This window comes from Thermococcus sp. ES12, assembly GCF_012027515.1.
GTDB lineage: Archaea > Methanobacteriota_B > Thermococci > Thermococcales > Thermococcaceae > Thermococcus > Thermococcus barossii.
This window is the reverse complement of the sequence record NZ_SNUP01000001.1, coordinates 523145-536590: the sequence shown is the minus strand read 5'-3', so window position 1 is coordinate 536590 and position 13446 is coordinate 523145. Positions and strand designations below refer to the sequence as shown.

Genomic DNA, 13446 nt, shown 5'->3' with positions numbered 1-13446 from the left:
GCCGGGGGATAAAAAGCTTGTGGCAAAGGTTAAATCGTTTCGAGCCCAATAACCACCGATGAGAAACGTCGCTGATTTACCCCTCCACGGCGGCCATGTTCCGGCGTGGCTAGCGCAGAGGATGAGGAAACTCACCCGGTTAGTGCTGGTTCTGGCGATTGAGGAGTACGGCACCAAGGGTCTCCTCGAGAGGCTCTCCGACCCGCTGTGGTTCCAGGCCTTCAACAACGTCATTGGAATGGACTGGGACTCCTCCGGCTCGACGACCGTAACGGCGGGCATGATAAAGGACGCCCTCTGGAGGGAGGAGCTGGGCGTCAAGGCAGCTGGGGGCAAGGGGAAGAAGAGCCGCGCCACGCCAGAGGAGCTGAAAACCATAGCCGAACTCTACGAACTCGACCCGGAACCCTACGTGAGGACATCGAGGCTTGTGGCCAAAGTTGACACGGTTGCACTCCAGACCGGCTACCAGCTCTACCACCACGTCTTCTTCCTCGATGAGGAGGGCAACTGGGCGGTGGTACAGCAGGGCATGAACGAGAGGGAGAGGATGGCGAGGCGCTTCCACTGGTTTGACGCCGAAACCTTCACCCTCGACCCTCACAAGGCCATCTCCGGTCTCAAGAAAGAGTTCGCCCTGAACACGGTCTCGAAAGAATCAAGGGAGTATCAGAAGACGCTCCTCGACGTGGTTCAGGAGAGCCCAGTTAAAATAGAGCGCGAGTTGGAGAGCCTGAAAGCGTTCGCGAGAGGCTACCGGCCGCTCGTCTACTACAAGCCCCGCGATGTCGATGAGGTCTCCCTGCTGAAGCGCTACGAGAGCCTCGGAAGGTTTGAGCTGAACAAGCGAGCTTTAGAGTTTGCCCGCGAGCTGAGCGTAAATAACTACGAGGAGTTCCTTCTCCTGAAGGGCCTCGGTCCGAGCACGCTGAGGGCCCTGTCGCTCGTCCTTGAGCTGGTCTACGACGTCCATCCGAGCTGGAAGGACCCCGTAACTCACCCGCCCGACCCCTTCAAGTTCACCTACGCCGTCGGGGGGAAAGATAGAGTGCCGTTCCCGATAGACAAACCCGCATACGACGAGCTTATCTCTTTCCTGGAGGAGCTGGTTTCGAGGCACCCGGAGGAAAAATCCCTCGTCCGGAACGTGACGCGGATAACGAAGAACTGGAAGTTCCCCGAGGAAGAGAAGAGGGCGACTTAGAGATGCCAGATACATCAAATACGGAGAAGATCAAATATAGTGCCTCCTTATGAAAAATTTTAAATTCTTCAATTACGAAATTTATTAAAAATTAAATTAAGCATGGTGATATCTATGGTAGATATGGCTACGAGTGTTGAGACTCTTAAGAGGGAGGAAATTGTTAGCATTTTATTTACGGATTACCTTGGAAGACCAGTTACAGGGATTGCCGAAGAAGATCTTGTTAACCTAACACAGGAAAATGATGAAAAAACATTCCTAAAGAAGTTAATTGAACTGGCTAGACTAGTGTATGGAAAGGATAAAGTAGGAGACATTTCCTTAGAAATGTATGATAAAGAAAAAATAATCTCTACCTTATTGAGAATTCGATTTGAACTAGAATTTGAAGCCCTTCCCAAAGAAACGTATAAAATTACTGGAGAGAATCCTGAAGAATTTCTCAAGAAAATTACAGAAAAAAGCCAAAATGCCATAATTCTCAAAGGCATGCAAGAAAATGAAAACTTGATATTTTATCCTCTTGAAACTGTCGAAAGAAAATATATTCAGCCATTAGTTTCCAAGGAAAGGCGATACTATCCATTGATCTTAATACGCCAAAAAATGAATAATGTAGAAATCGCAGCGACAAGGCGAACAATTACAAGAGCATATAAACACTTTGCACAGGATATCACAAAAATTATCAATGAAGCTGAGGTTTTTAATAAATCTCCCGCAGAGATCTTTGAGAAGTTGAGTAATGAAGGTATATATGTGACTAAAATAAAACTTTCAGGATATCCCTACACTGTGAAAATAAATGCATGGAGTGACATGTATGTACCTATTACCCGGTTTAATATTGACAAATTATTACATAATCCTGAGGATATTTTGAAGTTAAGAGAAGTTCATTTAGAATATCGGCAAAAAGAATCTCCAATTTTGTTCACTTTGACTCTCGTGAGATCAAAAGCGAAAATAGATGGCCTTGACGAGAAGACTAATCAAAGAAAATACATCTTTGAAATAAAGATATCATTTAAGCATGATGTTCCAGAGAGTGACAAGAAAAAAATCATTGGAATACTGGAAAGAAGTGGGATAAAATTAAATAGTCCTTACGAGGCTCCAGTCTCGTACTACTTTAATAAAATGATCCTTGACAAGCAGAATAGGGTAAGATATTACAAGATCTTAGAAAAATTATCCAGTGATGATATCGTTCTCAACAAGCTTAAAGAACAGAAGATTATATCAAAAACCAAAAAGTCCTATCGGATATCAACGGATAAATTTGGAACACTTCTAGAAAATGAGCTCCACAAAGTTAAAGGGAAAACATTCTCATTCACTAATAGTTTTGGAATAAATGAGGAGTTTAAAATCTTTAATATAGAGTATAAAACAGAGGACAAGTCCATAGTTCTCCAAGGAGTCAGACGGTGGGATTATCCAAAAGGTGGAAGCTATCAATTTTTCATAACTATCGTGATTCCATTAAGCAACCAAGCAAAAAGTACTAAAAAAAGCAGATATCAACGATTGACGTATGTATTTTTAGACAACCTAGATCTATATAAAGTCCTCAAAAGCTTATTAGAGGACAATAAAGAGGATGCTGTGTTCGAGATTTATATCAAAACTTTGGAGTATTTAGACTATTACTATTCAGAACTCATAGAAAATGAAGCTACGGTATCTTATCGTTTATTAAGCAACCAGTTAGATACACTATCAGGAGAAAAAGTTGAAGAACACCTGGGCATTGTATTGAAATATCTTTATGGTAGTTTCATTCCCAAAGGATATATTTATAATGAAGCTGAACCTGACGGGATACTAATACTCTGGGTGGAGGACAGGGATACTCCAATAGTCCATACTTATGTCATTGATTCTAAACAGCACAAACGCCTAGAGCGAGACGAGATACGGAAGATGTGGGAATATCTCGAAGGATATCTCCAGAAAATGAACTTGGGTAATGTCAGAATAACAAAAAAGGGTGTGTTTATTATTAGCAGTTCAAAACTACAAACGGAATCTCTTAATCTTCCAGCAAGAAAGGAAATATCTAATCTTGGCACTGATATAGAGATGGGAATTATAACATTAGAATTCATTCTGGAGTTGTTCAAAATATTTAGGGAGCACAAAAACCTAGTCGGGGCTCGCAATATGAGACCACGTATAACAAGTGCATTTATACAAGCAGTTAATAATTCAATAGAAACTGGAGACCTTTCTACTCTCATAGAATATGAAAAACAGATAATTGATGATCTCAAACGGACGATTGGAGCGCATGTTCCCGAATTCCCTCCACAGTGGGTAGAGAGAGAATTATAAAACCTCTATTTTTACTATTCTTTAAACAGTTAAGTTTCATTTTATCTTGGCACTTATAGAGTACCAGCAACAAGCACAGAATTGCAGAGAAACTGATATAAGAACTATTGAGTTTAGAGGTGATATCATCAAACTTTGAGCAGGCAAATCATCGGGGATAAGGGCAATTAACCCTCCGAGAAGTGTAGAAGAAAGTCTCACTAAACAATAAGCCCTGCTTTTTCAAAATTTTCAGTTCAACAGAATCTTTGATCAAACTTTTGTTTGGCAAAAGTTTCCTATGGTGGGCCCGCGGGGATTCGAACCCCGGACCTCCACCTTGTAAGGGTGGCGTCATAACCATCTAGACCACGGGCCCGCCCGAAATAGGAGAAGGGAGGGACGTTATAAAATTTTCTACTTCCCGACTCCCCTCCTAACCTTCACCGCCAAACCGCTCCCGAAGACTTTCAGCTCCTCACCGTTCAGGAGCGTCTGTCCCGTCGCCAGGAGTTCGTCTTTTTCGTTCACCACGAGAACCTCGTCGTAGGGCCTGATTGAGGGGTCTGCATCGACCACGAACTTGGCGAAGACGTTCTTGCCCCTCCTCGCGAAGGGCTCTGCATCGGAATTCACCACCACACGCATCCTCGGGAACGGCAGAACCTCGTGGAGCCTCTTTGCCCCCTCGATGCCGAGGGTCAAGAGGCCATCTTCAGCCCTGAATGTCGCGAGATGTTTGCCTTTGGCCTTTATCTGCCTCGGCATGCCCGTCTTCCTCGAAAGCTCGACGAAGGCATCTTTGAAAGCCTCGTCGGCCCCTTCTCCGAACTGATACTCCGCTATGGCCATGACGTAGCTCCTCGCCTCGTTCTTCCCCGGCTTGGTTATGGTGAAGTCCTCCTCGCCCTCGCTCTGGGCAAAGGGATAACTCAGGCTTAGATACTTCGGAATCTCGCCGAAGATGGGGTGGCTAACTTTCTCGGGAAACTTTTTGGCAACCATTTCAGCCCTCTCTTTAGCGCGCTGGACTATCGGCCAGCTCATAGCTTCCTCGCTCACCTTGAAGAAAGCCGAGGCTTTGGTCACCGGCTCGTTCCTCTCAAGGTAGTCCCTGTACTCCAGCAGTCTCTTGTAGGCCGCGAACATCTTCGGGTGGCTTCTTGCCCTCTCATCGACTAGCTCCCAGAGGGTTCCCTCCTTTATCGCCTGTTTGACCCTGTTCAGCTCCTCGCGGATCACCCACAAGTTGTGAAGGGCCAAAAGCCTCGTTCTCTCTTCCTTCGGCATCTCGCGGAGCTCCTGGGGTGTGTAGCGCGAGCAGACCGGACAGGAGCACGGGAAGTACTCCAGCTCTTCAAGCCTCTTGGTGCCTTCGGGCGTCAGATAGCGGTCGTCCTTGGCGTAGAGGGCGTAGCTCGCTGAGTCGAAAAGGTCAACTCCCATCGCCACGGCCAAAGCAAATATCATGGGGTGGCCAGCACCGAAGAGGTGAACCGGCCTGTCCGGCCTGAGGCCGAGCTTCGAGGCTATTACAACATCAACAAGGTCCTTGTAGCGGTAGCTCTCCATCAGCGGGACGACTGCCCCAACAGGGTGTATCTCAAAGTTCATCTCGCTGAGCTTTCTCGCGGCGTAGGTTCTCAGGTCCGGATAGGTCGAGCCCTGCACGGCCGCGTTCATTGCAATATTCTTGACCCCCTCGGCCTCCTTCGCCCTCTCAAGGGTTACCCTCAAATCCTCCTCGGCCTTCTCCCTCGGTGCGTCGGGCGGGGTCGGAATGTCGAGGAACGTGCCTATGTCGACGCCTATCCTCTCTTGGAACTCGATTATCTCGCGGTTCGTGACCTCGACCTCGCCGTAGCGCATGAGCTGGAAGGAGCCGGAGTCGACCTCGATGATGCCGTCGTAGTCGAGCAATCGGTGGATGCCAATCTCAAGCGCCTTCTCTCTCAGCTCAGGCGTCTTGTAGATTATGTAGGAGTTCGTGATGACCATATCGAAACCCATCTCTTTCAGTTCCTTTGGGGTTACGATGAGCTGCTTTGGGTTGATGACCGGCATTATGGCGGGGGTCTCTACGGTTTTCCCGTTAACGGTCAGCTTCCCTATCCTTCCCGCGGCGTCTCTCGCCTTTACCTCAAACTTGAACTCGACCATCTCGCAACACCTCAAGAACCTTCGGCGGTCGGTTTAAAAGCCTAAGCCAGAAGCGCGACGAGGACGTAGGAGAAAGCGCCGGCAAAGACCGGGGCCACCACCCAGCCCTTCACGATTCCGGCGATGAGTTTGAGGTTCACGCGCTCCCCCTTGTAGATGCCGAGGCCGCTGATAGCTCCAACTATGGCCTGACCGGAGCTGACCGGCAAACCTATTAGATTTGCCGCGCTCACCGCCAGAGATGCACCGAACTGGCTTGAAAAGGCCGACGTCGGACCGAGGGGTGAGATATCCCTCCCGACGGTCATCATGACCTCGTAGCTGAAGGTTAGCGCTCCCAGGGCGAGGGTAATGGCTAGAACCAGTTTGAAGGGGCCGTTGATTCCCAGGCTCTCCATCAGTCCGGCGACGTTCGAAAGCTCGTTGGCACCGAGGTTGAAGGCGGAAAAAGCCGCCGCCGTGAAGACGAGCCACTTTTGGGTCAGTTCAAGGTTTCTCAGGCATTTTATTCTCCCGAGCACGGGCTTGTAAAGCCTGTAGACCGCCACCGCAAAGAGCGCGGCGACGAGCGGTGAGAGAACCCATGCCGATGCTATCCTTCCAACCGTCCACCAGTCGACCGGCAGTCCAAGGGCAAGGGAAGCCCCGACGAGGCCGCCGATTATGGACTGGGTGGTCGAGATCGGCCTCCCCCAGAGGCTCGCGAGCGTTACCGCTGAGGCGACGCTGAAGAGGACGAGACCGACCTCACCCGCGGACATACCCTCGGCGAGCCCGGAAATCGTTCCGGAAACACCAGAACCGCCTATAAGAACGCCAAGCGTTGTGAAGATTCCTATGAGCAGCACGGCTCTCTTAAAGCCGAGCACGTCTGAACCAACGGCGGTTCCGACGGCCTTCGCGCTGTCGTTCGCGCCTATCGCCCATGCCATGAACACCGCCGGGAGCACCAACACAATCATCGCGCATCACTATAGTCTATTTGTTGCCCAATAATCTATATAGTCTATGTAGCACGGAAGTGGGCACTTAAAAGGGTTTCGCCCCGCATCGTCTCATACCCTTCGCAGGAGCACCGCAAGATAGCCGTAGATGTGAAGGAAAAGGTAGAACGCTGCCCAGAACCAGACGATGAGTGGAAAGAGGAGTGCGTTTATCAATCTGCCGCCTTCGAAGAGAGTGGGTAAAAGCATCGTGAAGGTCTCGAAGAACCACCAGAGGGCGAAGAGCGCAAAGTTCCCGGTGATGAGGAGAAGCGGCGGCACAATTACATCGAGGAAGGCCACAGCGTCCGAGGCGAGCAGAAAGGCCAGGTCCTTGGTGAACCCTCCCCCGAGGTTTTTCAAGTCTCCCAGAAACCAGCGCTTCCTCTGGCGCCAGAGGCCGGATAAGCTCCTCGGCATCTCGGTCCAGACCCTTGCCTTAGGGGCGTACACCACCTTCCCGAGCTCCTTCACGGCCTTCGTCGTCGCGTAGTCCTCCACGACGTTTTCGACGAAGCCGCCGGTCCTCTCAAGGGCTTCCCTGCGGAAGGCCGCTACCGGACCGGGCGCGAGGCTCAGGTCGTCGAGCTCTTTGGCCCTGCGGAACATCGCTATCCTGAGGTGCTCCGCGTCCTGGGCCATCTCGAGGAAGGAGCTTCCGGCGACGCGGACCTGACCGCCGACGCCGAGGACCTCATCCGAGTAGAATCGCCTCACCAGCTCCGTAATGGCATCCCGTTCGAGGTAGCTGTCGGCGTCGGTCGTGACTATTATCTCTCCGGAAGCCTTTGACAGGCCGAAGTTCAGCGCCCTTGCCTTCCCGCCGTGTTCCTTCCGGTAGACCCGCAGACGGGAGTCCTTCACCGATGAGGCAACCTCAAAGGTGTTATCCTCGCTTCCATCGTCGACTACTATGACCTCGAGGTCGGGGTAATCCTGCTCAAGGGCCGAGTTGATGGCCCTCAGAACCCTCTTCCCCTCGTTGTAGGCGGGGATTATTATGGAAACCTTCGGCGTCCATTCCCTAATTCTGTAATTGTGGAAAAGGCTAATTATGTAATTGAAGAAGAAGTAGCCGTCCCAGAGGAAGATGAGGAGCAAGCCCAGGAGGAGCGGGTTCATGGTTGGAACTCGGAGAGGGAGCTTTTAACCTTTATCTGAAAGCTGGGAGGAAGGCACTTTTCCAACCCTGTACCTCACGACGTACCGCCCGTGCTCGAAGTCGTCCTCCTCGGCCTCCAGAACCTCGACTGGCTCAATTTCCAGGCCGAAGTCCATCGCCTCCCACTTGATGTCGTCGAAGTAGTCGTAGAGCCCGCAGGTGGCGCAGAAGGAGCCCTCGAACTCGATGATAGCTTCATCCCCCTGAAGTTCCAGTATTCTCGCCCTTGCCTCGCTCCCGTGAAGCCTGTTGAACTCCTTGAGAACCTTTCCGAGTTTTTCGATTTTCTCATCCATCGTCCCACCGCTTTTAGTTCAGACTCGGCACTTAAAAAGTTTGTTAGGGCAACCGAATAGTTTAAAAATCCAAAGCCGAACCACCCTTCGATGAGCGGGGAGAGGATACGCTACGCCGGGAGGGAATACACCGACGATGAGATATTTGAGATACTGAGCGAGCCGGTTAGGGAGTGGTTTAAGCGGAAGTTTGGAACCTTCACCCCTCCCCAGCGCTACGCGGTTATTGAAATCCACAGGGGCGAAAACGTCCTCATCTCCTCCCCCACAGGTTCCGGAAAGACCCTCTCAGCCTTTCTCGCGGCAATAAACGAGCTCATTCTCCTTGGAAAGGCAGGAAAGCTTGAGGATAAAATCTACGTGCTCTACGTCTCCCCGCTGAGGGCACTCAACAACGACATCAAGCGGAACCTTGAAGGGCCTTTAGCCGAGATAAAGGAAGTGGCAGAGGAGCTCGGCTACGAACTCCCTGAAATCCGGGTTGGAATAAGGACGAGCGATACGTCGAGCTACGAGAAGAGCAAGATGGTGAAGAGGCCGCCGCACATCCTGATCACGACTCCAGAGAGCCTCGCCATAGCCCTCAACGCGCCGAAGTTCCGCGAGAGGCTGAGAACTGTAAAGTACCTCATCATCGATGAGGTTCACGCATTAGCTGAGAACAAGCGCGGTTCCCACCTCGCGCTCAGCGTCGAGAGGCTCGCCCACTGGGCAGAAAACGAGTTCGTGAGGATAGGCCTGAGCGCGACGATTCATCCGCTTGAGGAGGTTGCAAAGTTCGTCTTCGGCTTTGACGATGATGGAAAGCCGAGGCCGGGCCTGATAGTTGACGTCAGCTTCGCCAAGCAGACGAAGATATGGGTCGAGAGCGTGGTTGATGACCTCGTTTATACCGACGCGGGAACGCTGAGCAATGCCCTGTACAGCCGTCTGGCCGAGCTTATCAGGGAGCACAGAACGACGCTGATTTTCACCAACACGAGGAGCGGCGCCGAGAGGGTCGCCTTCAACCTGAAGAAGCGCTTTCCGGAGTTTGAGGGCCTGATAGAGGCACACCACTCTTCCCTGTCGAGGGAGGTTCGCCTGGACGTCGAGGAGAAGCTCAAGAGAGGGGAGCTTAAGGCAGTTGTCACTTCGACGAGCCTGGAGCTCGGAATTGACATCGGGACGATTGATCTGGTTGTCCTAATTGGCTCACCGAAGAGCGTGAACCGCGCTCTCCAGAGGATCGGCAGGGCCGGCCACAGGCTCCACGACGTCAGCAAGGGTGTAATCCTCGCCCTGGACCGCGACGACCTGATTGAGGTAACTGTTCTGGCCCACAACGCGAGGAACAGAAGGCTCGACCGGATACGGATTCCAAAGAACCCCCTGGACGTCCTCGTTCAGCATCTCCTCGGCATGGCGCTCAACCAGGTGTGGGACGTCGAGGACGCATACAGGCTCGTAAGGCGCGCTTACCCCTACCGCGACCTTCCACTCGAGGACTTCATGAGTGTTCTCCGTTATCTCGCCGGGGAGTATGCCGGCCTGGAGGAGAGGAAGGTTTACGCCAAGATATGGCTCGAGGACGGGCGCTTTGGACGGCGCGGGAAGATGACGAGGGCGATTTACTACATGAACACAGGCACGATACCGGATGAAGCAAAAATCAGGGTTTACACTATGGACAAGCAGATGATTGGAACGGTGGAGGAGGAGTTCGCCGAGAGGCTTATGCCGGGGGACATCTTCGTCCTGGCTGGAAGAACCTACGAGTTCGTCAAGAGCAGGGGTAACAAAATTTACGTGATTCCCCGCGAGGGGGCTAAGCCAACTATTCCAGCCTGGTTCTCGGAGATGCTGCCTTTGAGCTTTGACCTCGCCCTTGACGTTCAGCGCTTCAGGAGAGAAGTCGCAGGGCTTCTCGATAACCGGCGCGCCAAGAGCCTTCTCATGAGGAAGTACGGCATAGACGAGAGGGCCGCAAAGGCAATCCTGGCGTACTTCAGAGAGCAGGCGAAGTACTCAACCGTTCCTGATGACGAAACGGTTCTGGTGGAGGAAGTTCTCGGAGAAAAGCGCAACCGCTACTTCTTCCACACGCTCATCGGGAGGAGGGCCAACGATGCCCTGAGCAGGGCGTTTGCCTACCTTGTGAGCAAATGGAAGAAGTGCAACGTTGGGATAGCGATAAACGACAACGGCTTCGCCCTGCTCCTTCCTCCCGAGAAAAGGCTGAGCGAGGAGGAAATGCGGGCGCTCTTTGAGATCGAGGACTTGAGGGAGACCCTTAAGCGGGCCCTCGACAACACCGAACTGCTGAAGAGAAGGTTCAGACATGTGGCAAACCGGGGCCTGCTCATTTTAAGGCGCTACGTTGGAAGGAGCAAGAGGCTCGGAAGGCAGCAGGTTATGGCGGTGGCGCTCCTTAGGGTGCTCAAGGAGAACCATCCGAACTTTCCCCTGCTCAAGGAGGTCTACCGCGAGATAATGGAGGACAAGATGGACGTCGAGAGCGCGGAGCAGTTCCTGAAGTGGGTTCGCGACGGGAAAGTTAAGGTTGTGATCGAGCACAACGAGCTGCCAAGTCCGTTCGCCTTCAACCTCGAAGTGATAGGTTCAAGTGACGTGGTTCTAATGGAGGACAGAAGGGAGCTCATCAAGCAGCTGCACAGAAAGATAATGGGGATGATAGAAGCATCAGGGTAGGGAAATGACGCGGTCGTGGTAAACGACGATTCCCCTGTCCGTTATCTCGTAGGGCCGCATGCTGCAGTCAAAACTGCTGCCCCTGAACTTCAGTATCTTCAGTCCCCTGTACAGCGTCCCCTGAATGTCGAACATTCTCAGCTCCATGACCCCGCTCACCAGGTACTCCTCGATGTCCGTCTTCTGGAGCTCTGATGTCATCAGAACTGTGGCCCTCATGCGCATCATAGACTTTATGAACCCAAGAAATGCTTTCCTGTACTCCATCTCATCGGGGGTGGTAAGCTTCAGCATGGTCACCGGGTCAAGCACGACCCTGGTGTAGTGCCTTTCCCGTATCTGCTCCTTTATCGCGTTCGTCATCTTCTCCAGACTGCCGGCAAAAGACTCAAAGAAATCCTCCACGAGAACGTACCTCTCCGAGGTCGGCGTTGCATCTATCAGCGTGAATCGGCTGTCGTTGATTCTAAAGCCCATCTTCGCCATGTCCGCCCTCAGGTTTTCGGCTGGCTCTTCAAGCGTCACATAGAGGACGTTTTCCCCGTTGGCGATGCCTGCCATCGCAAAATGCATTGCGAGTGTTGTTTTGCCCGTACCAGGAGCACCCTTTACCAGGTACGTCCTTCCGGGTATTAATCCGCCCCTGAGCATGACATCGAGTCCTGGGATACCCGTTGATATCCTTTTGCCGTACATGATTCCGCCCCTAGGTTATTACTCTCATTCTCAGATATAAGAACTTTTCGAGCTTACTGGAACAAAAGGAAAATGGTTGTAATGTCAAACCGTCCTGAGGACAAAGGCAAGCAAATCGGTCAGCTCCCTAGCCCTAGTTTCGGGTGACGCACCCATGTGACCGCTCTTGGTCTCAACGCGGAGGTAAACGGGGGCACCTACCTCCTTCAGGAGCGTGAAGAACTTGAGCGCATGAGCAGGGTGAACCCGGTCGTCGTGTAAACCCGTGTAGATGAGCGTCGGTGGGTAGTTCGCTGGCTTGACGTTGTGGTACGGGCTATACTTCAACAGGAACTCCCTGTCCCTCGGGTCGTCGGGGTTGCCGTACTCGGGAATCCAGACGCTTCCGATGTAGAGCCTGTGGAAGCGGAGCATGTCTATGACGGGGTAGCCTATCAGCGCCGCGTCCATCACGTCCGGCCTCTGGACGAGCGTAGCGGAAACCAGAAGCCCTCCGTTGCTCCTGCCCCAGGCGGCAACGCGATAGCCCTCACCCTTGAGCTTCTCAAGCACGGCTATGAAGTCGTCGAAGACGTTTTGCTTGTTCTCCCTCATTCCTGCCCTGTGCCACTCCTCGCCGTACTCAGAACCGCCGCGCAGGTTGGCCATCACGAAGGTTCCGCCGCGTTTTATGAACGGGATGACCTGCGGGAAGAAGCGCGGAGTTAAGGCGATGTTGAAGCCGCCGTAGCCGAAGACCCAGGCCTTTCTCTTGTCATTCTTACCCCTCACGAGGAAGTAGTGTATCCTCGTGCCGTCCTTTGAGATGGCAAAGTCTTCACTTACCGTGAGCTCGCCCCCGACTTCCTTTCCATCGAGGAGGCTAAGCCCGCCGTCGAACTCGTAGAGCCTGTACGGAACGGTGAAGCTCTCATACCTTATGAGCGCCCTCTTTCCATCGGTGTCCGTCGGGTAGGCGCTTCCCAGACGGTCAAAGGTTATCTCCTTAAGCTTTTCACCGTCCAGAGAATAGACTTCCAGCCTGTGGCTGGCATGGACGAGCCTGCCGGCTAGGATTCTGTCGCTCACTATTACTGCCCACTCCAGCGGGAACTCGCCCTCGGGAATAACCTCCTCGATTTCGCCGTCCTCGATTGCGATGACCTTTCCAAGGCCCGCTCCTTCCTTCGTGAGGATGTAGATCTTTCCATCGACAACGTCTATCGGCTGTGCCGGAACCTCAGCTGAGTAAACCTCCTCCCACTTTTCGGGCTCCTCTATGGGGCCGAGGTATATCTCAGCCTTGTTCCAGCCGAAGGTCACCGTCACCATCGCCCACTTTCCGTCGGTGCTCTTCCTCAGTCCGATGAAGTAGCCGGAGCTAAGCCCCTCGCCGAAGACCATCTTCTCTCCGCCCTCATCCTTCCAGAAGAGCCTCACTGCTGGAGCCTTAACGCCGTCGGGTGTCTCGTCGTGGCGGTAGAACCTGCCGAAGTAGTAGCCGTTTTCCAGGAAGGTAACGTTCCAGACCGAGGGCCTCATCTCGTCGATGAGCTCTCCGGTTTCAAGGTCTATGATTCTCGTTATCCCCTCGTCGGCGCCTCCGATAGAGAAACTGTAGGCGAGGCGTTTCCCAGCCTCATCTGCTGTGAACCCCTGAAGGAGAACCTCGTCGCCAAGCTCCTCCTCAAGCTCCTTGGAGTCAACTATGATTTTTCCGCCGAGCCACCTGATTATCTGCCTGTCCCTCTCCTTGAACATCGCTATGATGCCCTTTTTGGTGAGCCTGGCTCCGTGAAGGGTTGGCATCGAGTAGTACTCCCAGACCTCGGGGAAGAGCTTATCGCTCAGCTCCCCAACGAACTCCTTAAAACGGGCGTTCTCCTCCCCGATGAGCCTCAGAACGCGCTCGTCCCTCAGGTTCTCCATCCACAGGTAGGGGTCCTTCATGAAAAC

Annotated in this window: 9 protein-coding genes and 1 tRNA gene; 3 read left to right on the top strand and 7 right to left on the bottom strand. The window is 52.5% G+C overall.

Annotated features, from left to right (window positions below; all coding sequences use genetic code 11):
- The first annotated feature begins 58 nt into the window (after positions 1-58).
- Together E3E37_RS02960 and E3E37_RS02955 are read left to right on the top strand one after the other, a co-directional pair.
- Positions 59-1204: a DUF763 domain-containing protein gene (locus E3E37_RS02960; protein ID WP_167714702.1), complete on the top strand. Its 1146-nt coding sequence runs from the start codon at positions 59-61 to the stop codon at positions 1202-1204.
- 114 nt (positions 1205-1318) lie between these two features.
- Positions 1319-3544 carry a hypothetical protein gene (locus E3E37_RS02955; RefSeq protein WP_167714700.1) on the top strand — a complete coding sequence of 742 codons (2226 nt, stop codon included), beginning with the start codon at positions 1319-1321 and terminating at the stop codon, positions 3542-3544.
- 281 nt (positions 3545-3825) lie between these two features.
- Here the strand turns inward: E3E37_RS02955 and E3E37_RS02950 are convergent.
- From E3E37_RS02950 to E3E37_RS02930, 5 genes are all read right to left on the bottom strand, one after another.
- A tRNA-Val gene (locus E3E37_RS02950) sits at positions 3826-3902 on the bottom strand.
- 38 nt (positions 3903-3940) lie between these two features.
- Entirely contained in the window at positions 3941-5683 is a 1743-nt protein-coding gene (gene tgtA, locus E3E37_RS02945) for a tRNA guanosine(15) transglycosylase TgtA (protein WP_167714698.1), read from the bottom strand.
- Positions 5684-5724: 41 nt separating this feature from the next.
- Positions 5725-6645: an inorganic phosphate transporter gene (locus tag E3E37_RS02940; protein ID WP_167714696.1), complete on the bottom strand. Its 921-nt coding sequence runs from the start codon at positions 6643-6645 to the stop codon at positions 5725-5727.
- A gap of 93 nt (positions 6646-6738) precedes the next feature.
- The gene (locus E3E37_RS02935; RefSeq protein WP_167714694.1) at positions 6739-7788 is read right to left on the bottom strand and encodes a glycosyltransferase family 2 protein; all 1050 of its coding nucleotides are present in this window, start codon (positions 7786-7788) and stop codon (positions 6739-6741) included.
- Between the two features lie 24 nt (positions 7789-7812).
- On the bottom strand, positions 7813-8124 hold the full coding sequence (locus E3E37_RS02930) for a hypothetical protein (RefSeq protein WP_167714692.1): 312 nt from the start codon (positions 8122-8124) through the stop codon (positions 7813-7815).
- 90 nt (positions 8125-8214) lie between these two features.
- Here E3E37_RS02930 and E3E37_RS02925 point away from each other — a divergent pair, with 90 nt between their 5' ends.
- Complete coding sequence (locus E3E37_RS02925; RefSeq protein WP_167714689.1) at positions 8215-10815, top strand: ATP-dependent helicase; 2601 nt, start codon at positions 8215-8217, stop codon at positions 10813-10815.
- Here E3E37_RS02925 and E3E37_RS02920 read toward each other — a convergent pair.
- Positions 10807-11511 carry an ATPase domain-containing protein gene (locus E3E37_RS02920; protein WP_088864549.1) on the bottom strand — a complete coding sequence of 235 codons (705 nt, stop codon included), beginning with the start codon at positions 11509-11511 and terminating at the stop codon, positions 10807-10809. The two genes, E3E37_RS02925 and E3E37_RS02920, sit on opposite strands and share 9 nt — an antisense overlap.
- An 84-nt stretch (positions 11512-11595) precedes the next feature.
- Positions 11596-13440, bottom strand: coding sequence for a prolyl oligopeptidase family serine peptidase (locus E3E37_RS02915; RefSeq protein WP_167715348.1), 1845 nt, complete (start codon positions 13438-13440; stop codon positions 11596-11598).
- Positions 13441-13446 lie beyond the last annotated feature (6 nt).